This window comes from Zunongwangia pacifica, from assembly GCF_023499215.1.
In the GTDB taxonomy this organism is placed as follows: Bacteria; Bacteroidota; Bacteroidia; order Flavobacteriales; family Flavobacteriaceae; genus Zunongwangia; species Zunongwangia pacifica.
This window is the reverse complement of the sequence record NZ_JAKHSK010000001.1, coordinates 301,649-324,713: the sequence shown is the minus strand read 5'-3', so window position 1 is coordinate 324,713 and position 23,065 is coordinate 301,649. Positions and strand designations below refer to the sequence as shown.

Sequence of the window (23,065 nt, the reverse complement as noted above, 5' to 3'; positions counted from 1 at the left end):
TTGCATATAGATAGGTACATGTAGAATTAAAGTCTTTGGCTATGAAAGATACTTTGAACAACATAGTTGCCGAAATCCAGGAGCAGGAAAGAAAATTGTCCGCAAATACAACCAGTTTCATAGATGAGGCATTTAAAATGACGGTATATCTTCAGGAGTTGTTGTGCACACTGAAAGAGAAAGTGGTAGGAAAAGGTTTTTCCACCAAGGATGAAGAAATCCATTTCTTCAAACAGGTAAAGCCGAATATTCTCGGGAAACTTATTTACTACAATAAAGTATATCGGATTGAAACGGCCTGTCCCGTGGATAATGGAAATTTGAACCAAAATTATTATGCTTTACAGCTCCGGGGACTGACACAGGAATATAAGGAGCATGTTTGCAGCTCGACTTTTTACAGGTACTACCGTTCCGGCAGAACCGACCGGGACGAAAGCTATTTTATGCGGGGAAACATAAACTACCATGATGGGCTGAACAGTTATGTATTTGAAATAGACCCCAAATTTTCTACATACTTCGATTACAAGGTGGCCAAAATCGTAGCCAACGAACTCATCTACAATTATCTAACAACCAAATTAAACCCTGAACAGAACCCCGACATCCTGTTGCAGAATGCCGAAACCAAAGATATTTTCTGGACACAGACAAAGAATGCCCTTATTGAACTGATTTATGCCCTCCATGCTTCCGATGCCATTTCGCACGGAAAGATAGGAATCCGGAAAATCAGCCTGGTATTCCAAATCCTCTTCCGTGTTTCGCTCAATGACATCCATAACAGCTTCCACCGTATGAAGACCCGGGCCGGCTCACGTACCTTGTTCTTGGACCAACTGAGATACAGTTTGGAGGAATACATGGACAAGGAAGACCATTAACGAATTTTATCTTCTCCCCTTAATTAAAGGACAGCACCGGTGATGCTGTCCTTTTTTACTTATTTGCCTATAGGTGTATATGGACAGATTTGTTTTTTTGGTGTTCGGCCATCGGCACAGAAATAGGAAAAACCATTAAAAAACAGCACGTTGACCCAACTGCAAAAAATTCAAAAAAAATGCCTTTTTGATAGACACCTATCGGAAGACAGCCCCGGACAAACACCCCAATTTTGTACAGTGGACATTAAGGAACTGTACAATGAAAATCATAACCATTGAAGAGGAAGCATGGAAACAGCTCAATGAGCGGATCAAATCCATCAGTGAGTACCTCCTGAAACTTGAAGACACCAGCTATGACAGCCTGTGGCTCAATAACCACGAAGTCTGCCAGTACCTGCATATCAGTGAAAAAACGCTGTGGCGTATGCGCACCAAAGGCGAAATCGCCTATTCCAAGATATATGGGCAATACTACTACACTATAGGGGCTATAAAGGACATGCTCAATGCCAACGCTGTAAAGACCAGTGAGGAATATATCAAAGAGCTTATGGCAAAAGGGAAAAGCTATGTCGAAAAAGGAAGAGAAATAAAGTCTGGAAAACAATAAAACGTACCGCCATGAACATAGACAGAATGGAATTTACCAAGTGGATGGAGCGCATCATGGAGCGTTTCGATATTCTGAAAGAACACATCACGGATATACAAAAACAACGCAACAGTATTGACGGCGAAGAACTATTGGACAACCAGGATCTACTCCAAATGCTCAAAATTAGCCACCGATCCTTGCAGCGATACCGCTCGTCCGGCAAACTGCCCTATTACACCATCAGCGGAAAACTGTACTATAAATTATCGGATGTACACCAGTTCATCAGGGAAAGTTTCAGTACCCCCCTGCAACGAACGAAGGACAATAAATGACAAACTGTGCCACTGAGGGACAGCTACTGCCATAACGTACCCACTTCATCTACTTTCGGAAAATAACAGCATTAAAAAATGAATATCATGAGTGAAGAAACTATCAAAAATCCGCAGGAATATCCCGAACAGCTATCGGATATTCTGCTGGTAATGGATAAGGAGAAAAAGAAAATCCAAGCCGTCAAGGGCATCGGTAAAAACGGCGAACTGGAAACCGTGGATGCCAACAAAAAGAACCAGGGCCAGTTCATGCGGGTGGACAAGAGCGGGGATATATTCTACAACTTCTTCTCCAATTTTTGGCGACAGCTCAAAGATCCCACTCACTTCTCATTCTTTAAAGTCCCTGCATCAGAAGCGGTGGATACCGCCAAGGAGATGCAGAAACAGATGGATACACCCTCCAAAGAGGGTGAAACGCTTATGGCCAGACACGAGGTAAAAGAACCAAAGGAACAACAACAGGAAAACAAAAAAGATATGGAAACAACACAAACAACACCGGAAACAAGTGAATACCGCTTCAAACCGGAACAGATTGATTGGGAGACAATGAACAATTTGGGGCTGAACAAGGAAAGGCTCGAAAAAGCAGGTGTACTCGATACCCTGTTAAAAGGCTACAAGACTAATATACTGATGCCAATAAGCCTTAACCTGGGTACTGCTGTTACCCGTATGGATGCCAGGTTATCGCTTCAGCCCGGTGAGAATGGTGATGCAGTCGTTGCCATTCATGGTATCCGAAAAGATCCGAACCTCAATTTTCCTTTCTTCGGTCACGAATTTACCAAAGAGGACAGGGAGAATTTGCTCAACACCGGGAATATGGGGCGTGTAGTGGATTTGACCAACCCAAAGACGAATGAGAAAATCCCGTCCATCATCAGCATTGACAGGTTGACCAACGAGGTCATCGCCTTACGGCAGGAATGGATGAAAATCCCCGATGAGATCAAAGGTGTAAAGCTCAATGAAGAACAAAAGCAGACATTATTGGATGGAAAACCGCTTTCATTGGAAGGTATGATTTCCAAAAAGGGAGAACCTTTCAATGCCAATGTCCAGTACAATGCCGATAAGCGTTTTGTAGAATTTCTTTTTGACAGGAGCCGTACCAATAACCAATCGCAAACCCAACAGCAGGGACAACCACAGGAAGTGCCCCGAACATTCAGGGGCAAGGAACTGACCGACCAGCAATACGAGAAATTCAAAGAAGGGCAAACCGTTTATGTCAATGGACTGATTGACAGGAAAGGACAGAAATACCAAGGCTATATCACTTTTGATAAGGATACGGGCAAAACAGGATTTTCATTCAGCAACCCGAACAAGCTGAAAGACAAAATACAGCCTGTTGAGGCCAACAAAACCCAAACAGCCGTCAATTCCGAAGGTAAGACCAACGAGGCGACGAAAAAAATCAAGGAACCTTTGAAGACCGGGCAACAAACGCCGAAAAACCAAAAGCAGCAAGCGCAACAAAACACCGCCAAAACTCCGGTCAAATCCAAAGGCAGAAAAATGTAATGGATTATGAAAGCGATCATTGCAGAAAAACCAAGCGTGGCAAGGGAAATAGCCAGTCTGTTGGGGGCTACCGAAAAACGGGATGGCTACCTGACAGGGAACGGTTATCAGGTTACATGGGCATTGGGTCATTTGGTGGGATTGGCAATGCCAGAGGATTATGGATTGATGGGTTTCCAAAAGGAAGCCCTGCCCATCTTGCCGGACCCTTTTTTGCTCACGGTAAGAAAGGTAAAAAAGGAGAAAAGTTATATTCCCGATAGCAGGGCGGTAAAACAGTTGAAGATCATTGAGCAGGTCATCACCCGCTCGGATAGCATTATCGTGGCCACCGATGCAGGACGCGAGGGCGAACTTATCTTCAGGTATATTTATGAGTACCTAAAGTGCCGGAAGCCCTTTGAGCGTTTATGGATAAGTTCACTGACCGAAAAGGCGATCAAGCAGGGATTTGACAACCTGAAACCCGGAAGCGATTTCGACGGATTGTACCGTTCCGGACAAGGACGGAGCCAGGCTGACTGGCTAGTAGGCATCAATGCTTCGCAGGCATTGAGTATTGCCGCAGGGCGTGGGGTGTATTCGCTCGGGCGTGTACAAACGCCGACGCTTGCCCTGATCTGTAAGCGGTATTTGGAAAACAAAGACTTTACCAGTAAAAAATACTTCCAGATCCAATTGGGGCATCGTAAGGAATTTGTGGACTTCAAGAGCCTTTCCAAAACCAAATGGGACGACCATAAACCCGCAGTCGATACTCTAAAATCGATCCAACGTACCGGGACTGCCACCGTTACGGCAGTGGAAAATAAAACGGTTTCGGAGCAACCACCCTTGCTGTTTGACCTGACGGGCTTACAAAAAGAAGCCAACAAAAAACTGGGGCTTTCCGCAGAAGAAACATTGGTCGTTGCACAAAGCCTGTACGAAAAGAAATTCATTACCTATCCCCGCACCGGGAGCAAATACATCCCTGAAGATCTATGGCCTGAAATCCCTGTACTGGTAAGAACACTGGAGGTAAGGGCATCCTGCAAAGAAGCGGTCGGGCAAGTAAAATGGGGACGTTTCAACAAGCGCATTGTGAACGATATAAAGGTAACGGACCATCACGGTCTGCTCATTACCGAAAAAAGCCCTTCCGCATTGTCTGCAAAGGAGGATGCGGTTTACAATATGATAGCCTTTCGGTTATTGGAAGCCTTATCACAAGCCTGTTCCAAAGAAATAACCGACATCGTATTACAGGTCCTTCACTACGATTTTGCATTGAAAGGATGCAAGATATCGAAGCCGGGCTGGCGTGCCATCAGGGGCAATTTTACCGGGGAAGACAATGAACCGGTACAGGAACTGCCCGAATTACAGGTAGGTGATAAACTCAAAATAAAAGAGGCTGCCATTTTGGAAAAGAAAACCAAACCGCCTGTGCTTTATACCGAGGCCGGCCTATTATCCGCAATGGAGAAAGCCGGAAGGGAAATAGCGGACAAAGACGAACGGAAAGCCCTGCAAGGCATCGGTATTGGTACACCGGCTACAAGAGCGACCATCATCGAAACGCTTTTTAAAAGGGATTATATCAAACGGGAAAGAAAATCCCTTATTCCCACCGATAAGGGACTGCGGGTCTATGGGATTATAAAGGACAAAAGAATTGCCGATGTATCCATGACCGCCGAATGGGAAATGGCATTGCAGAAAATAGAGAACAACGAAATGGATGCAACAGCTTTCCATAAGGATATGGAAGCCTATAGCACCTCCATAACGCAGGAACTTTTAAGCATGACCATTGCAAAAGAAAAGCGTCCCGAACTGACCTGCCCCAAATGCAGGAACCGTCAACTTTTAATTTGGGACAAGGTAGTCAAATGCCCCGATGATGCCTGCAACTGGCTACAGTTCCGCAATGTCTGCGGGGTGCAGTTAAGCCTTTCCGAAATAGAAAATCTTGTGAGCAAAGGGAGAACCAACCTTATCAAGGGCATGAAAAGCAAATCGGGCAAAAAGTTCGATGCCTACATCACAATGAAAGATAATGGCGAAACCGCCTTTGAATTTGGGAAACATAAAAATCATAGAAAGTAATGGAAAATAAGCCCATCGTAAGCCCAACGGAAATAAAGAACCTGATTTATACCATACGAGGCAAACAAGTGATGCTGGACAGCGACCTGGCTTCCCTATACCAAGTGGAAACAAAAAACCTCAACCGGGCAGTAAAAAGGAACATGGAAAGGTTCCCGGAATCATTCTGTTTTCAACTGACCGATGAGGAAGCCGAATTTTTGAGGTTCCAATTTGGCACCTCAAACGTGGGGCGAGGCGGAAGACGCTATCTGCCTTACGTTTTCGCGGAACAAGGTATCGCTATGTTGTCCGCCGTACTTCGGTCCGATGTTGCCGTGAAAATCAGCATTGAGATCATGGATGCCTTTGTGGAAATGCGCAGGATGCTGATGAGCAATGCTTCCCTTTTTCACCGTTTGGATAAAATCGAACTCAAACAGATAGAGGCAGATGGCAAGTTTGAAGAAATCTTTAAGGTACTGGATAGTGGCAAACTCCACAGTGATAAAGGTATTTTCTATGACGGGCAGGTTTTCGATGCCTATACCTTTGTTTCCGATATTGTCCGAAGTGCAAAAAGGTCAATTATCCTCATTGACAATTATGTGGACGATACGGTACTTACTTTATTAGGAAAACGGAATGATAGTGTAACGGCGACTATCTATACCAAGAATATCAGCAATCAGCTACGGCTGGACTTGCAACGCTACAACAGCCAATATCCATCGATTGACACTCAAGTTTTTACCAATGCCCATGACCGTTTCCTCATTATTGACGGCACGGAACTTTACCATATTGGGGCATCATTGAAAGATTTGGGCAAAAAGTGGTTTGCCTTTTCAAAAATGGATATTGAAGTGGGCCGGATGCTTCAGATTTTGCGTAGATTCTAATTTTTCCCACTTAACTAAACTGTCAGATAGCATGTTAGTGGTATTTAATTAAAGGACTGTCGATATTCCAAAGGTGTTTGCTTAGTATTCTTTTTAAATAACTTACTGAACGATTGAGAATATTCAAACCCCAATTGGTAAGCTATTTCACTAACTGATAAATTTGTGGTGGATAATAATTCTTTTGCCCTTTCTATCAAATGATTCTGAATATATTGTTGTGCATTTTGCCCCGTTGTATTTCGTAGCAGGTCGCTTAAATAACTGGGGGAAAGATTTACTTTATGGGCTATATCCTGAACTGATGGCAAACCTTTATTTAGTGTTGTTTCAGTAGTAAAATAGTTGTTCAGGACTTCTTCCAATTGAACCAACAAGTCGTTATTTACAGCTTTGCGGGTCAAAAATTGTCGATTGTAAAAGCGGTTCGAGTAATTGAGTAACAAATCTAAGTGCGACACAATTACATCTTGACTATAATGGTCAATATTGTTATTTAATTCATTTTGCATTTGCGCCAACAAAGAGGATATGATACATCCTCCTTGTCTGAAAGATGCAAAGCTTCTGCCACGGAGTAGCCAAAAAAGCCATAGTTGTTGATGTATTTACCTAACGGGTAAGGGCGGATTAAATCAGCTTTGAATATCAACATAAAACCTGTAACAGGATTGTCATTGGTTTCTGTCACCGAAAATACTTGTCCCGGTTTGGTGAAACTCATAACCCCCTCATCAAAATCATAATGCCCTTGCCCGTATTTGAACTTACCTGAAGATCCTCTTTTAAAGGCAACACAATAAAAATCGTAATAAAAGCTTTTCCAAATTTCGTTATTTCCAAATTTCAGAAGTTCAAAGTCAATCACACTTACCAACGGGTGTTCGGGCTTTGGTAAGCCGAATAATCGGTGAAGCTCTGATATTGACTGAATTTTATAAGGAGTAGCTTTTTCCACGCTATAATTAGTTAAAATCAGTAGATAAAGATAAGGCTTTCCATTTTTCCATTTCTTCTTTCTCATTTTTGCGTACCTCTACGATAGCGTTGTAGCTATCCGAACCTAATGGAAGATGTAATGGTGGATTTGACATTTCAGTAATTTTGAGTACTACTTCTGCCAATTTTTCAGGATCACCTAATTGTTTGCCATCAAATCCCGTAAACAGTTCAACCTGTTTATCTAAATTATAGGCATCAATTTTATTTTTCGCAACATTGAGCGTGTCCTCACTCATAAAATTTGTACGAAATGTTCCTGGTGCAAGGATTGTCACTTTTATGCCAAAAGGCGCAACTTCCTGAGCAAGAGCTTCAGATAACCCGATAACAGCAAATTTTGAAGCATTATAGCTTCCATTCCCGGCATAACCCATATATCCCATCATCGAAGAAGTGTTAATGATATGACCTGATTTTTGCTTGCGTAAATGGGGCAAGACTTTTCTGATGATACTGGCCATTGCAAAAACATTTACACTCATTGTTTTCCTAAACTCGGTATCACTTAGTTCTTCGATATTTCCCAATAGGTTATATCCTGCATTATTGACCACCACATCTATTTGGCCAAATTTCTCTATGCCTTTAGAAATGGCATTTTCAACCTCTTTTTCTTTGGTGATGTCCAACTTTACAGGAAGTAAATGATCCTTATAATCCACAATTTTTTCTAAAAGCGTTTCCGTATTTCTGGAAGTGGCAATTACTTTGCCTCCGTTATTTAAAACTGCTTTTGTAATTTCAAGGCCCATCCCTTTGGATGCTCCTGTAATAAGCCATACTTTTTGCTTGCTCATAATTTTCTATTTTTAATTATGATGCAAAGTTCTGTAAGAGTTTTTTTTTACTTGTGTTCCAATCGAGGATTGTTGTGTTCAAGTTCGGGATGTCGGTCGTACCATTACATCTAACGGTTTTGTGCTTTAATTTTTATATTACAAGACGTCAAAGCGTAGCTTTGGCGGAATAGAAGCGCTAAACTTTCGTTTGGCACTTAAACCCACATCGCGTATAGCATTGTTACAGGCAGATTTTTTTATTCGTTACTTATTTTCTTTCTGCTGTGTTACGAATTTGTGTCGGATAGCGTTCTCCAACGATTTTAATTGTCGCCAAAGCCGAATTGATTTTGTTTAATTCGTCAGTTGTCAATTCAATGTTTATTGCACCAATGTTTTCTTGTAAGCGGTGTAATTTTGAAGTCCCTGGAATTGGAACGATAAAAGGTTTTTGAGCCAACAACCAACTTAACGCAATTTGTGCAGGTGTAACGTTTTTGTCTTTTGCAATGGAAACAACTAAATCAACCAAAGGTTGATTGGCTTGTCTGTTTTCTTTGCTGAAACGTGGAAACCTGTTTCTTGTATCACTTTCGTCTAATTCAACATCAGCATTTATCGTTCCTGTCAAAAAGCCTTTGCCTAACGGACTAAACGGAACGAAGCCAATTCCCAATTCTTCCAATGTTGGAATGATGTCTGTTTCAGGTTCACGATAAAACATTGAATACTCGCTTTGCAAAGCCGTTACAGGCAAAACAGCGTGAGCCTTGCGAATAGTTTCTGCGTTCGCTTCTGAAAGTCCGAAATGTTTTACTTTGCCTTGTTGAATTAAATCTTTTACCGTTCCTGCAACGTCTTCAATCGGAATATTCGGGTCGGGTCTGTGTTGGTAAAACAAATCAATCACATCAGTTCTTAGTCGTTTCAACGATGCTTCCGCAACAGCTATTATGTTTTCGGGACGACTGTCTAAACCCTGTCTGACATCTCCGTTTTTTAAACCGAACTTCGTTGCAATTACAACTTCTTTGCGTAATGGGTGCAATGCTTCGCCAACCAACAATTCATTTTCGCCATAGGCTTGTGCTGTGTCAAAAAACGTAATGCCGTTTTCAAAAGCCGAACGTAGCAATTTTATGTTTTCTTCTTTTGTTGGTGCGGTTGGAAAACTCAAACCCATTGCACCGAAACCCAATGCAGACACTTCTAATCCGCTGTTTCCTAATTTTCTTGTGTTCATTTTTATTGATTTTAAAATTTGACACCGCAAAGGTTGTTCAATAAAAAGTGAACCCACTTGCCAAATGGCAAAAAGTGATTTTAGCGGATATTTTTTCTTATTCTGCTCAAAGATGATGCGGTCATACCTAAATAAGAAGCGATGTATGACAATGGAATACGGTTAGCAAGTGTCGGAAATTTTTCAAGAAAACCAAGGTAGCGTTCAGTTGCATCTTGCGAAATTAAATCGCTTCTTTTTCTAAGTTTTTCGGTGTGATGTTTGGCAATTATTTTTTGAATAATGTTGTCCCAACCAATAATAATTTCGGAAATCTCTTTCCAATCTTGTTTTGGAAAAACAACCATTTTGCAATCCGTGAGTGCCTGTAAATACTCGGAAGGTGTATAAAATTCATCAACGTTGTTTCCCGACAAAATCAAATGCTTTTCGTCAATAAAGTAACGTGTAATTTCTTCGCCTTTGTTGTTGAAATAATAAACACGAAGAACACCGTCCGTCAAAAAACCAATTTGTTTAACTGCCTTCCCTGCTTCCCAATAATAGTCGTCTTTGTGAAGTTCTATTTCTGTTGCTTTGCTTTTAATAAGATCAATTTGCTGTTTGTTCAAATTGCCAAATTGTAAAATGTAATCAATGAATTTTTCCATTTGGCAAAGTTAGAAATTGTTGTTTGTTGGGCATTTGTCATTTGGCAAAAAGTCGGCTCGGTAGGTTTTACATTGCTTGTAACTCATTTAAATATTTAGCAATAATGCATAATATACCAATGTAGGTTGGATTGGTGTATGTAGGAGTATGCCAAATCCTACCTCTCAAAGCCAAGCCCTACTACTTCTTTAAAGACACTTATATCCCACTATAATTTTGACTTCAAACAAAATTATAGTATGGAAACACGACAAAAAGACCTTTCCTATTTTACATTAAGGTTACAGGAATTACTCAGCACCAGCTTTCCCGAAAAAGCATACGACCAACAATTTATCGAACAGCGTTCCCGGTGGGCCGCCAATGCTTACGAAGGGGCATTTCTATCGGGAAACCCAATTGACCAATGCGATGAAATAGCCAGTTATATCCTCTTTGAGGGGCTGCACTTCTCCAAATTCGACACGGTATTCCAAGTAGTCTGCAATGAGTTCGACACGATTATGGCAGACGAGGAACTGCGACCGTTTGCCCTGAAAATGCTCCCTGTCTGTGAGCCCGTTTTCTCCAACTATGAACTGACCGATGATTTTGCGTACGATAATGAGTTTGATGTCCTCTATACCGAAATAACGGGAACCATCGCCATTTGGATAGCCGAAAATGGGCTTCAGTAAACGCCAACATCTCCAACTGAACATAGATGCCTTACGGATTGCTTTTACATTGGAAAAGGAGAAACGGCAAGCCACCGTAGGCGAAAGCTTGTTAATGAAGCAATACAGTGGATTTGGCGGGCTTAAATTCGTTCTGAACCCCATAGCCAACGAAATAGACATCAACCATTGGCGAAAGACCGAACACGATCTGTTTCCGATTACGCAGGAACTCCACCGGTTACTCAAAGAAAATTCCGCAGACGAAAAGCAATACAAACGCTTTGTGGACAGTATGCGAAGCTCCGTACTTACGGCTTTCTATACGCCGCCACAGGTTGTTGATGCCATTTCGCTGGCCTTGCGTGATGGTGGTCTGAAAATTGGCAAATTCCTCGAACCGTCCGCAGGGATCGGCTCCTTTATACAGTCCTTTTCCGAAAACGGGCAAAATGTCACCGCTTATGAAAAGGATCTGCTCACGGGCAAGATCTTAAAACAGCTATATCCCGCAAGCCATATCCGGGTTAGCGGTTTTGAGGAAATCCCCGAAAAGGAACAGAACACGTTTGATGTTATCGCAAGCAATATCCCTTTCGGCGATACTTCTGTGTTCGATCTTTCTTACTCTCGGAGCAAAGACCCTGTAAAAGTACAGACAACCCGGGGCATTCACAATTACTTTTTCCTCAAAGGAACCAATATGCTCCGTGAAGGCGGTTTACTGGCTTTTATTACCTCTCAGGGCGTTTTAAACAGCCCAAAGAACGAACCTATCCGCAGGGCATTGATGCAGGATAATCATTTGGTTTCGGCTATCCGTTTACCCAATAACCTGTTTACGGATTATGCAGGTACAGAGGTCGGCAGTGATTTGATAATCCTGCAAAAGGATACGGCAAAACAAAACCTGACCGAAGCGGAAGAGCTGTTTTGCCAAAGCAACAGAACGGAGTTTGACACGCCAAACAACGCTATTTTTCAAGACAGTGCCAGAATTGTACATACCGACCAAAAATTAGACACTGATCCCTACGGTCAACCTGCTTTAATCTATACGCATAAAGGCGGTGTCCAGGACATTGCCAAAACGTTGAAACAAATGCTTTCCGATGATTTTGGAAAGCACCTGGATTTGGGACTGTACAACGGCGAACGGAACGATAAGCCTGTTATGCAAACTCCAATACAGCCAACAGGTTCCGTTCCTGTAGTCGCGTCGGAAAGCGTTCAACAGGAACAATCTGGTTTTACCACTCGAACCATTGTACAAAATAGCCCACAGGAACAAAAACAGCTAAGCATTTTCGACCTGTTTGAAAATACGGACGAATCCGGGGCGGCTGTTACTCCGCCAAAAAAAATCAAACCAGCCCCAAGACAGACAGCTAAACGAAAACGAGCACCAATAAATCACCAAATCGACTTATTTAGCGATACCCTGAAACCGTCTCATACACCTTCATTTTCAAACGGTACTGTCCATAGAACTTCTCTGTCCAACAGAAAAAAACAGGAAGCTATCGGCGACCTGTTTTCAGGAATAAATGGAAATACCCAAACCGAAAAACCGAACGTACCCGGCACCATTCCCGATCCTGCCTCTTATAATGGCAACCTGCAACCGTTCCACCGTAACGACTGCCTTGTCGTGGATAAGGGTTGGGCGGGGCATTTGCAAGAGGTAGATACTTCAAATGGAACTGCTGTTTTTCACCCGCTTAAATTGTCTCCCGCACAGCGGGCAAGGGCCGAAGCTTATATTGAAGTACGTGACATTTACAATGACCTCTATCAAAAGGAAGCTGAAAAACAGACCGAACACAAAAAGGAACGGGAGAAGCTCAACAGCTTGTATGATGCCTTTGTGAAAAGATACGGAAACCTCAACAGTGCCGATAACATTAAGCTGATTAAAACCGACAGTGCCGGCAAGGAAATCCCTTATTTGGAACGTGTGGTGGGTGGTGTGATACACAAAGCGGATATATTCAGCCGTCCGGTCAGTTTTTCTACCACAACCTTAACGACAGACAATCCCGAAGAAGCGTTAGCGGCTTCACTCAACAAGTATGGAAATGTGGATTTGGGTTATATGTCCCAAGTCAGCAACATGACCGATGATGCGCTGAAAAAAGGATTAAACGGGCGTATCTTCTACAATCCACTGCAAAAGGAATACGAAATAGCCGAACGTTGGATAGCGGGCAATGTGGTTGAGAAAGCCCAGGAGGTCAAAACCTACCTCGAAAGCTATCCCGACGATACGGAAGCCAAAGAAAGTTTAACGGTATTGGAAGATGCCCGACCACGGCGTATCGGGTTTGAGGAACTGGACTTCAACCTCGGCGAACGCTGGATACCCACGGGCGTTTATGCCCGTTTTGCTTCGCACCTGTTCGATACGGAAGTGCGCATCCATTATTCGGACAGTGCCGATGATTTTTCCATCAAATGCGACCAAAAGAACGTGCAGATCTGGGATAAATATGCCGTCAAAGCGGAAAGCCGGGCGTTTGACGGGATTGCCCTGCTCAAACACGCCCTTGTCAATACTACACCGGATATAACCAAAAAAATAACGGTTGATGACAAGGAAGTCAAGGTACGCGATATGGAAGCCATTCAGATGGCAAATACCAAAATAGACGAAATCCGAACGGCATTTACCGATTATCTCCATGCCCAAAATGACGAGTTTAAAACCCGGCTGACCGACCAGTACAACGATACGTTCAACTGCTTTGTCCGCCCGAACTATGACGGAAGCCATCAGGAGTTTCCGGGCCTGGACAGAAAAGGTTTGGGCATTGAAGACCTCTACGACAGCCAAAAGGACACTGTCTGGATGATAAAACTCAACAACGGTGCTATCTGCGATCACGAAGTCGGTGCGGGAAAAACGTTGGTGATGTGTACGGCAGCACAGGAGATGAAACGTTTGGACCTGGCACACAAACCGATGATTATCGGGTTGAAAAGCAATGTCCATGAAATTGCTGAAACGTACCGGACGGCCTATCCGCACGCTAAAATATTGTTTCCGGACAAAAATGATTTTACGCCACAAAAACGGCAAAGGATTTTTGGTGATATTAAGAATAACGATTGGGATTGTGTCATCCTGACCCATGACCAGTTCGGTATGATACCGCAATCGCCCGAGATTCAAAAGGAAATTCTCGAAATCGAATTGGATAATGTAGAGCGAAACCTCGATGCAATGCGGGCGCAAGGAAATGAGGTAACGAGGGGAATGCTTCGGGGAGCCATCAAACGCAGGGAAAATCTTGAAGTCAAGCTGAAAACCTTGCAACATGATATTGACAACCGCAAGGATGATGTGGTGGATTTCAAAATGATGGGCATTGACCATTTATTTATTGACGAAAGCCATCAGTTCAAAAACCTGATGTTCAATACCCGACACGACCGTGTTGCCGGGCTGGGTAATATGGCAGGCAGCCAAAAAGCATTGAACTTATTGTTTGCTATCCATACCATTCAGGAACGCACGGATGCGGATATGGGGGCAACCTTTCTTTCGGGAACCACGATCAGCAATTCATTAACGGAATTGTACCTGTTATTTAAGTACCTACGCCCACGGGCATTGGAAAAACAGGGCATCAACTGTTTTGATGCTTGGGCGGCAATCTATGCAAGGAAAACGACCGATTATGAATTTTCGGTGGCCAATAACATTGTGGCAAAAGAGCGCTTCCGATACTTTATCAAAGTACCGGAATTGGCCCAATTCTATTCGGAAATCACCGACTATAGAACGGCAAAGGATATTGGTATTGATCGCCCCGATAAAAACGAAATATTTTATAATATACCGCCTACGCCAGACCAGGAGAAGTTTATCGAAAACCTGATGCAATTTGCCAAAACTGGCAATGCCACTTTATTGGGCAGGGCACCGCTGTCGCAAAAGGAAGAAAAAGCCAAGATGCTCATTGCTACGGATTACGCCCGCAAGATGTCCCTGGATATGCGAATGGTGAGTGGTAGGTACGAAGACCACCCCGATAACAAAGCTTCGCATTGTGCCTATACTATTGCCAGGTATTACAACCAATATAATGCACAGAAAGGAACGCAGTTTGTTTTTTCGGATTTGGGAACCTTCAAAACAAGCGAATGGAACGTGTACTCCGAAATCAAACGTAAACTGGTGGAAGACCAAGGCATTCCGGCACACGAAGTCCGGTTTATTCAGGAAGCCAAAACGGACAAGCAACGTAAGGAACTTATCAAAGGAATGAACGAAGGCAAAATCCGTGTGCTGTTCGGTTCAACCAGTATGCTCGGTACGGGTGTAAATGCACAGAAAAGAGCCGTTGCCGTGCATCATCTGGATACCCCGTGGCGACCGAGCGACCTTGCCCAGCGTGACGGCAGGGCCATCCGCAAGGGCAATGACATTGCCAAGCATTTTGCCGAGAACAAAGTGGATGTCATCATCTATGCCGTTGAAAAATCATTGGATAGCTATAAGTTCAACCTGCTGTTCAACAAGCAGCTTTTCATTGACCAGTTAAAATCCAACAATCTTGGCAAACGCACCATTGACGAGGGCAGTATGGACGAAAAATCGGGAATGAACTTTTCGGAATATGTGGCTATCCTGTCCGGGAATACCGACCTGTTGGATAAAGCCAAAGTAGAAAAACAGATTGCCGGTTTGGAAAGCGAGAAACGGGCTTTTAATCGCTCCAAGTTCAGTGCCAAATACAAATTGGAGAATTTTACGGCAGAATTGGACAAAGCCCGATCCCGTTTTGACCGGATGAGTCTCGATTGGGGTAATCTAAAGCAACGCATACAAAAACGTTCGGACGGTACAATTGCAAACCTCGTACAGTTGGACAGTTTACCGCCCAATGCGGATGTAAAACAAATCGGTGCAAAGCTTAGCCAGCTTGCGGATAAAGCCCGCACAAGAGGCGATTATGAAGAAATCGGGAGTTTGTATGGGTTTCAGCTCCTGGTAAAAACCGAAGTATCCGAAAAAGAGGGAGTGGATATCCGGGTAAACCGTTTTTTTGTACAGGGCGAGGGAAACATTAAATATACCTTCAATAATGGTATCATGGCAAAAGACCCGGAAACAGCCTCATTGAACTTTTTAAGGGCATTGGAAAAACTGCCAACGTATATTAAAAAAGAGCAGGAAAATATGGCCGAGTTCCAAAAGGATATACCGATACTTAAAGAGGTAGTGGGTGGTACTTGGGCAAAGGAAAATCGATTGGGCGAACTTAAAAACGAACTGGCTGCCATCGAGCGGAAGATACAGTTATCTATAAATCCAGAGAACAGTACGGAACAAAAAGAACCGGAAGAAAAACAGGAAACGGTTTCCAATAATTCAGAGGTGATGACCCATACAAAAAATATTCATTCACCCCGTGGAGTGCTTTAACCCTTATTATGTGCGTAAGGGATAGGAGTGGCATCCTTTTGTGGAGTCTTACGAAGCAAAAGATATAGCAGATAGCCCGACCCGATTGCATTTTTGTGATGGGGATTGGGTATGGACAAGATGCAAGCGGTGGGGACGCCCAAATCTATTTTTCATCTTGCTCATCCATTTTTTTGATGAGACCATCCCGGAGCGCATCAAGGAATTTGGTCCGGTTCATTTTCCGGGTTCTGAGTTCCAAATACGTTTGATAGAAGTTCCCCAGATCAATATTAAAGGTGCTTTCAAAATATTTGGCTATAATCCTTATATCGTTGCTCCCATTGTCAAAAACACCCTGATAATGTAACGCATAAATCAGCTCTGTTATGGCGGCTTTGCTGCCTGTCCATTTTAATTTTTGTAGGTCTAAAGGTTTGTCTGCCTGTCTTGTGTTGTATAACTGGTCCTCGAGATAAACTTGTATCAGGTCATTGGCAATAATTTTAGCCACTTTATAATCGTGTGAAGTAGAAAAAGAATGGTCTGCTTCAAAATAATAGGTATCAAGACTTAGCTTAATATCGTGTTTCCCTCGTACAAACAGTTTTTCGTCAAGAAAGGAATTTTTGGTGCGGTAATATCTATAAAATTCAAGATTATTATCAAAGAACCTTTTGAGTTTTTTCAGTTCAATATTAAGGTATCTTTTCAGGGCTTTCGTTTCATTGGGCTTCTTTGTCTCGATTTTATAAATGGCGTTGTAGTAAATGAGTTTTGAGACAATAGCGGGTTTCTGACACTTAAAAAAGTGGATTTCCTCATTCACATTTTTAAACCCTCTTTTCAGGACATACTCTTTTACATCGGATAGACAATTAACGATCAATTCTATGACAGCCTCAATTCGTGGCAATGGGCAATCGACTTCTATCTCCAATTCATTGATTACAGCTTCCAGTTTATGTAGCGTTTCATTGTAAAACTTTTCCATTCAACTTATTTGAAGTTTATATTCTGTTGCTTACTGCAAGAAGCCAATCTATTATTGTGTTTTCCCTTTGTTGATGTTCTCTGTATTCGGCATATTTACATTCCAGTCTCCACCCATTAGGTTATTATTTTTTTAATGAATACCAGTGAATTTTCTGTAAGTTCACTCGATTCAAACTAAAAATATTACTTGGGTTAGCATTGGTATAGATGTCGTATCACTTATCGGTTTTACCAATAGCCAAATGATGGAGTAGTAAACTTCCCGTTGAAGAGCCTACATAGATTTCATATTTTCGGCTTTGCTTTCTTATTAAATATTTACTACTCCTTTGGCATAGGTATCGAACACTTTCATTATTTTTTTATATGCTGTCTTGTTTATCTCGTCCGTTTTATTTTCGAATGTTTCACTACGTAATACTATTCTTAATTCTTGAAGGTGTCTACGTGAAATATGGATACCCTTTTCAATATTCGAAAGAACGTTAAGGTTTAAATTGGCTATTTCGGATATTTCGTTTTTATAAGTTGATAGTATTTCTTGTATTCTTTTTTCCACAAAATTTTATGCATGTCCTAATTAATTATATTGTCATGTTGAATGAATCAAGTCCGACCATCAGAGTTAATTATTTTAATTTGAAAATTATATTACACAATTCCATTTCTCAATCTATTGTAGATTAGTCAAGTTTGTTTTTTAAAATCAGCGGATGATTGTAATCCACTTATAAACAAATAGAAAGCAAACTCCAATAATCGGTTATATTTTGATGTAGTATTATTGGTATAGCTATTTTTTAAAATAAACCCTAAAATTGTGGTAAATGAATCTTCGAATTCCTCTATTGGTAAACTATTTCGATATAGATTTTCTTTAATACCATTATTTATGTTTTTTCTCAGAAAAGGAGAAATGACTTTTGATTTGAAGTCCAAAATGTCCAAATAGATATTATTGTAGTACTTTCTTAAATCATTGACTACGATTGGTGATATTGTGGAAAAAACATTCCCAAGGAGTATTGAAAAATTCAATAGTTCTTCCAAGGCACTCTCTGAGTTGTTTTGAATACATGAAATGCCTTTATTGAATCTGTCAAGCTCTTTTCTATAGGTATAATGCAGTAAATCCGTTTTGCTATCAAACTCTTTATACAAGGTACGTTTGGACATTCCACACCTATTGGCAATATCATCCATAGATACTACTTGTGTACCCAGTCTTAAAAAAAGATTTAAGGCTTCTTCTGCGATAATGTCTTTTTTTAAAATAGTCATAAAGCTTTTTGATCCTTTTTAAGGACCATTTTCATGCTGTTCTTAAGGTATAATTCTAACATTCTATGAATTTATGGTTATGGAATATTCAAGACGATTTATAAATTTCATGAAAATCAAAAATCAGGTTTGATTAAAAACCCCTTGCAAAAATTTTTATAGTATACCATTAGTTCTTCTTTACGTTCTATTTGAAAAGAATGAGTTTCATTTTCTATTATAATAACTTCAAGAAACAAGCCTATAATATTCTTAACAATTACTTCCTTATTCACTTTTCTAAAAATGTTAATCTCCATTCCGTGCTTAATAATTTCAGAAATTTGAATTTCTATTTTTTTAAAAAATGATTCGATCAACCCCACAATTTCTTTCCTGTTCCTTCTCATCAATTCGGTTACCATCAGCCTATAAAAAAGTTGGTTGTCAAAAATAAGGTCAAGATGATGCTCTATAGTATTTAGTAAATTTTCTGTAGGGTCTTTATTATCGACTGGATGGTGAATTTGGTTTCTCAAAAAATTAATACGTTTGATGACCATCATATTAAAAAGGCTCTGCTTGTCCCTAAAATAATAATGGAGCAATGCGATGTTTACATCCGCCTTTTTTGTGATTAAGCGAGTGGATGCCTTATCATATCCATATTCCAGAAATATAGCTTCCGCAGCATTAAGAATCTGCTCTTCCTTGATATGTCTATGAATCTTTGTCACGAAACTATTTTAGGGACTTGCCTTTTACTTTTATATCGGTTAACAAGCCCAAATACAATTAATGATAAGATTGCCAATACAGTGAGATATACCGCAAGTATAAAAATGGTACGATCGGTTAAAAGTTGGCTTTGAATGCCTATCGTTTTCCCTACCAGTTTGCTTGTTATAGCGGAGGCTGATTCAGGATTATATCCTTTGGATACAAGTAGGTTTTCGTACTCCTGGCTTCTTTGATGTAATTCGAGGTTAAAAGGTGTTATACTTTCTATAAACCCAATTTTGTATTTCTGGTTATAATGTTCTTGTAATGTATAAAACCCCGCTATGGAATTCAGTGAAGCTGTAAACCGGCCATAAGCACATATAATAATTCCTGTCATTCCTGTATAGGATGGTAACGAGGACATACAAAGCATAATGATCGGTGCAAAGAGCAGACCAGAAGCAAATCCTTGAATAAATATTGGAAATACCAAATCGGTATATGACAAATCTGGAGTCAGGTTCCAATATATCCATAAGTGGTAATACAGCAATATGAAAAAACCTGCCAATAAGAGCTTGGGAAGATTCTGTTTTTTGGTTAGAATTACTTTGAGTGCCAAAAAAGTAGCTAAAGCTACTCCAAGAACATTAAATAGACCCAGTGAAACAATATCCTCGGAACTCCATCCCAAAATTCCGGCGGCGTAACCGTATAATAAGTTGATAGTATCTTTAATACCATAGAAAAAAATCAATAATAAAAGCCCAAACCAGAACCGCTTATAGTTCAAAGCTCTAAGATCTACGGATGGGCGTTTCAATCTTTTCTGATGGTATAAAAATAAGCTTAAAAATACGAGTGCTCCTATTGCAGTTGTTCGTATGGTACTATCTTCAAACCAATAGTATTTAGGTCCATATATTAAAGTATATGCAAACAGGACACCGAAACATACAAAGAGGATATAACCTATATAATCTAATTGATATAGAGGTATTTTTCTGGGGAGTGTATTTTCTTTGAACACCAGAAAGCATATCATGATGGAAATTACCTGTAGGGAAATAAGAATGTAGTATAATCCGTTCCAATCCATCCGTTCAACTACCCAGGCGGCAGCCGTACCTACAATAACCCCGATACTCAATATTGAACCGAAAAACGCAAATACTCCTACTACCATACTTTTCTTTTCCGGCAATATGGAAAAAATGACCATCAACATGCTACCGGCTATAATAGCGGTTGTTGCCCCTACAAAAAACCGCAGAATAGTAAATAGGATAAGGCTTTCTGTATACAAACAACCTAAATTTAACAGTATTCCCATTGTTAATGCTACCAGGAGATAATTTCGGGTGTCGAACCTCTTTAGTGTCCTGAACTGTAAAGGTAGGGTGGCCAAAATTCCAACATAGGTCATTTGCAGCGCCAATGAAATATCTTCGGGCTGAGCACCAAAAAAAGAGATAACATCGTGTTGGATCAGTGCAAAGGAAGCAAACTGAGCCATTGCTGTAAGCAACACAAACAACAATGATATAAAAATAAGAGAGGTATACTTTGAAATCCGGGGATTGATGTAATTAGGTTCCACCATCATATCATTTATTTTGGGTACTCATATCTACCGATACAGTAGCATTCATTCCCGATTTAACCTGTGATATATCCTTCTCGGTAAAAACAATTTTAACCGGCACTCGTTTAATAATCTTGACAAAATTTCCCGTGGAATTATCAGAAGGTAACAGGGAAAATTCGGAGCCCGTAGCAGCGGCGATTGCAGCAATTTCTCCTTTAAATACTTTATCGGGAAAAGCATCGAGTTCAACCTCTACAGCCTGGCCCATGTGCATTCCTGCCACCTGGGTTTCTTTAAAATTGGCAATTACCCATTTGCTTTTTTCATTTACTATGCTCACCAAAGGTTGTCCGGGTTGTACCTGTTGCCCTTCAAGAATATTTTTCCGGCCTGTATATCCAGTATAAGGTGAGGTAATCACGGTGTAGGAAAGGTTGATTTCGGCCAAACTTAAATTGGCTTTTGAACGATGAATATCAGCTTCCAACAATTCCCTTTTGGATTCAAGTTCACTGATTTTTTCCATGCTGGTTTTAAGGCTGTTATTCGAAGCTTTATAGCTATTTTCCGCAACATCATATTGCGTTTTTATGCGCTCATAATCGGAACGGGTAACAGCTTCGTCTTGTAGGAGTCTTTCATACCTTTCAATGTCCTGCTTCTGTTTCCAAAGGTTGGCTTCGGCCGTGGCTATCTGATTTTTATTAACCAAAGTTCCCGTTCTGGCAGAGCGGATTCCTGCATTTAAGACAACCAGATTTGCTTTGGCTGCTTCCAGGGCGGCCTCTGCAATTTCTTTTTTTGCCAGGTATTCCCTGTTGTCCAAAATGACAAGGGTATCGCCTTTTTTAACAAATTGATGTTCTTCAAAAAGAACTTCTTTTATATATCCACCGGCCCTTGCTGAAACGGGATTGATATAAGATTCTACATGGGCATCATTGGTATCTTCGTACTGGGACGCAAAAATAAAGTATTTAATACCGTAAATGACAGCTACCACCACAACGAGTATAGCCGTGGTCTTTATGATGATATTCCAATAGTTTTTATTTGCTTTCATATATCTGCTTTATTAGAATGAATTATAATTGACCGGTTATATAGAGTATCCTGTAATAAATAGTCCGGACATAAATTTGTGCTTGTATGTAATCGTATTTTGACTGCTGGTAAAGGTTATCGGCATCCAAAAGGTCTGTCAACAATGCCAGTTGGTTAAAATATTTTTTATTGATGATATCGTAATTGGCTGCTGCCTGTGCGATAGATTTTTTGGTGACATTTATCCGGTTTAAAGCTTCCATATATTTGATATAGAGACTTTGTTTTTGCTCATCAAGGTTCTCTTTCAGATATTTTTGCTCTAGTTTTCTTTCTTCGATTCTGTGGTCGGCCGCTTTAATTTTATTACGGTTATGGTATAAGGATGATATATCGTAGGAGACTTTTGCTCCTATAAAACCAAAACGAAGGGTTTGATCCATAGGAGGAAAAACAATGTTATTGGGATAATTGAGACCATAACCGCCAATCAGACCTACAGAAGGCAGATTGCCTGCTTTTATAATTTTTGACTGAATATCAGTTATGTTGACCAGTTTTTCACTCTTTCGTATAGCATAAGGAGTGCTGTTTCCTTCCAAGATATTTTTGATTGCTGTTGAATCCACTTTTTCAAGAGCAGTGGTATCCGATGGAACAACAACTTTGGATTCTGGCATATTCAACAGTACATTAAGTTTTCTGTTGCTAATCAGATAATCGTTTTTTGCCTCATCGTCGCTTAGTTCCACTTGCGAAAGCATCAATTCAGCTCGGAGAAGATCGCTTCGAGTAACCTTTCCGTTTTTATAAAGGGAGTTTATATTGTTAAATCGTTTTTGAGTCCTGACAATCTGCTCTTCAGTTATTTTTTTAAGATGGTAAAGCCTTACCATATCTAGATATTGTTGGGCAACTTGCAGTTTGATATCGGCAATATGCTCTGTTGTATTGATGGAAGCCAGATCGTTTTTTAAGGATGTGGCCTTAATGGCATTTTGCTGCTTTTTCCCAGAATATAAATTAAAGAAAAGTTCCACCCCCAGATTGCCGGCGTTGGCATTAGGTGGTTTGGTAATCTCAAAAGATTCTCCCAAAATCCCGTCATAAACGGTTACTTTACTAAATCTTTGATAGCCTGCTGATGCGGAAAGTTTGGGAAATACCGAATTTTTAGCATCGCTAAGTTCATTTTGGGTTGCTGATTCCTCTATCTTCAGTGCATTTACAGAGGTATTTTCTTTCGCCCCGATTTCAATGGCATCTAAAAAAGACAAAGAAAGGGTATCTTTGTTTGCCACCTGCCCAAAAGCCCGAAAGCTTATGACACAGAAGAAAAGGAACATTATTTTTATTAATTTCATCTATCTATAATAATTTTA

At 40.8% G+C, this 23,065-nt stretch carries 19 protein-coding genes; 8 read left to right on the top strand and 11 right to left on the bottom strand.

What is annotated here, in order from left to right; translation table 11 throughout:
• Nucleotides 1-41 precede the first annotated feature (41 nt).
• The 6 genes from L1967_RS01475 to L1967_RS01450 all read left to right on the top strand — a co-directional run bounded on the left by L1967_RS01475 (nucleotide 42) and on the right by L1967_RS01450 (nucleotide 6,331).
• Complete coding sequence (locus L1967_RS01475; RefSeq protein ID WP_249599934.1) at nucleotides 42-887, top strand: RteC domain-containing protein; 846 nt, start codon at nucleotides 42-44, stop codon at nucleotides 885-887.
• A gap of 262 nt (nucleotides 888-1,149) precedes the next feature.
• A complete protein-coding gene (locus L1967_RS01470) occupies nucleotides 1,150-1,503 on the top strand; it encodes a helix-turn-helix domain-containing protein (protein ID WP_249599933.1) in 354 nt (117 codons plus the stop codon).
• An 11-nt stretch (nucleotides 1,504-1,514) separates the two neighbouring features.
• Nucleotides 1,515-1,823, top strand: a complete 309-nt coding sequence (locus tag L1967_RS01465) for a helix-turn-helix domain-containing protein (protein WP_249599932.1) — start codon at nucleotides 1,515-1,517, stop codon at nucleotides 1,821-1,823.
• Between the two features lie 87 nt (nucleotides 1,824-1,910).
• Nucleotides 1,911-3,359 carry a DUF3945 domain-containing protein gene (locus tag L1967_RS01460; protein WP_249599931.1) on the top strand — a complete coding sequence of 483 codons (1,449 nt, stop codon included), beginning with the start codon at nucleotides 1,911-1,913 and terminating at the stop codon, nucleotides 3,357-3,359.
• Nucleotides 3,360-3,365: 6 nt separating this feature from the next.
• Nucleotides 3,366-5,450: a type IA DNA topoisomerase gene (locus tag L1967_RS01455; protein WP_249599930.1), complete on the top strand. Its 2,085-nt coding sequence runs from the start codon at nucleotides 3,366-3,368 to the stop codon at nucleotides 5,448-5,450.
• The gene (locus L1967_RS01450; protein ID WP_249599929.1) at nucleotides 5,450-6,331 is read left to right on the top strand and encodes an ORF6N domain-containing protein; all 882 of its coding nucleotides are present in this window, start codon (nucleotides 5,450-5,452) and stop codon (nucleotides 6,329-6,331) included. The genes L1967_RS01455 and L1967_RS01450 overlap by 1 nt, the downstream gene beginning before the upstream one ends.
• Nucleotides 6,332-6,375: 44 nt before the next feature.
• On the opposite strand, the gene L1967_RS22370 is transcribed toward L1967_RS01450, so the two are convergent.
• The 5 genes from L1967_RS22370 to L1967_RS01430 form a co-directional block, all read right to left on the bottom strand.
• A complete protein-coding gene (locus L1967_RS22370; protein ID WP_338063503.1) occupies nucleotides 6,376-6,735 on the bottom strand; it encodes a helix-turn-helix domain-containing protein in 360 nt (119 codons plus the stop codon).
• Nucleotides 6,736-6,827: 92 nt separating this feature from the next.
• Complete coding sequence (locus tag L1967_RS22365) at nucleotides 6,828-7,355, bottom strand: hypothetical protein (RefSeq protein WP_338063502.1); 528 nt, start codon at nucleotides 7,353-7,355, stop codon at nucleotides 6,828-6,830.
• Complete coding sequence (locus L1967_RS01440) at nucleotides 7,297-8,130, bottom strand: SDR family NAD(P)-dependent oxidoreductase (RefSeq protein ID WP_249599928.1); 834 nt, start codon at nucleotides 8,128-8,130, stop codon at nucleotides 7,297-7,299. Before L1967_RS01440 ends, L1967_RS22365 begins: the two co-directional genes overlap by 59 nt.
• Nucleotides 8,131-8,380: 250 nt before the next feature.
• Entirely contained in the window at nucleotides 8,381-9,355 is a 975-nt protein-coding gene (locus L1967_RS01435) for an aldo/keto reductase (protein WP_249599927.1), read from the bottom strand.
• 80 nt (nucleotides 9,356-9,435) lie between these two features.
• Entirely contained in the window at nucleotides 9,436-10,005 is a 570-nt protein-coding gene (locus L1967_RS01430; protein ID WP_249599926.1) for a Crp/Fnr family transcriptional regulator, read from the bottom strand.
• Nucleotides 10,006-10,245: 240 nt separating this feature from the next.
• Between L1967_RS01430 and L1967_RS01425 the strand changes: the two genes are divergently transcribed.
• Nucleotides 10,246-10,683: a DUF1896 domain-containing protein gene (locus L1967_RS01425; RefSeq protein ID WP_249599925.1), complete on the top strand. Its 438-nt coding sequence runs from the start codon at nucleotides 10,246-10,248 to the stop codon at nucleotides 10,681-10,683.
• On the top strand, nucleotides 10,670-16,093 hold the full coding sequence (locus L1967_RS01420) for an N-6 DNA methylase (RefSeq protein WP_249599924.1): 5,424 nt from the start codon (nucleotides 10,670-10,672) through the stop codon (nucleotides 16,091-16,093). Before L1967_RS01425 ends, L1967_RS01420 begins: the two co-directional genes overlap by 14 nt.
• 145 nt (nucleotides 16,094-16,238) lie before the next feature.
• Here the strand turns inward: L1967_RS01420 and L1967_RS01415 are convergent, their stop codons facing one another.
• The 6 genes from L1967_RS01415 to L1967_RS01390 form a co-directional block, all read right to left on the bottom strand.
• On the bottom strand, nucleotides 16,239-17,066 hold the full coding sequence (locus tag L1967_RS01415) for an RteC domain-containing protein (RefSeq protein ID WP_249599923.1): 828 nt from the start codon (nucleotides 17,064-17,066) through the stop codon (nucleotides 16,239-16,241).
• Between the two features lie 689 nt (nucleotides 17,067-17,755).
• A complete protein-coding gene (locus tag L1967_RS01410; protein ID WP_249599922.1) occupies nucleotides 17,756-18,349 on the bottom strand; it encodes a TetR/AcrR family transcriptional regulator in 594 nt (197 codons plus the stop codon).
• 116 nt (nucleotides 18,350-18,465) lie between these two features.
• Nucleotides 18,466-19,065, bottom strand: a complete 600-nt coding sequence (locus L1967_RS01405) for a TetR/AcrR family transcriptional regulator (RefSeq protein ID WP_249599921.1) — start codon at nucleotides 19,063-19,065, stop codon at nucleotides 18,466-18,468.
• Complete coding sequence (locus L1967_RS01400) at nucleotides 19,062-20,657, bottom strand: MFS transporter (RefSeq protein WP_249599920.1); 1,596 nt, start codon at nucleotides 20,655-20,657, stop codon at nucleotides 19,062-19,064. The genes L1967_RS01405 and L1967_RS01400 overlap by 4 nt, the downstream gene beginning before the upstream one ends.
• Before the next feature lies 1 nt (nucleotide 20,658).
• Complete coding sequence (locus L1967_RS01395) at nucleotides 20,659-21,702, bottom strand: HlyD family secretion protein (RefSeq protein WP_249599919.1); 1,044 nt, start codon at nucleotides 21,700-21,702, stop codon at nucleotides 20,659-20,661.
• Nucleotides 21,703-21,724: 22 nt separating this feature from the next.
• Complete coding sequence (locus L1967_RS01390) at nucleotides 21,725-23,047, bottom strand: TolC family protein (RefSeq protein WP_249599918.1); 1,323 nt, start codon at nucleotides 23,045-23,047, stop codon at nucleotides 21,725-21,727.
• Between the last annotated feature and the right edge of the window lie 18 nt (nucleotides 23,048-23,065).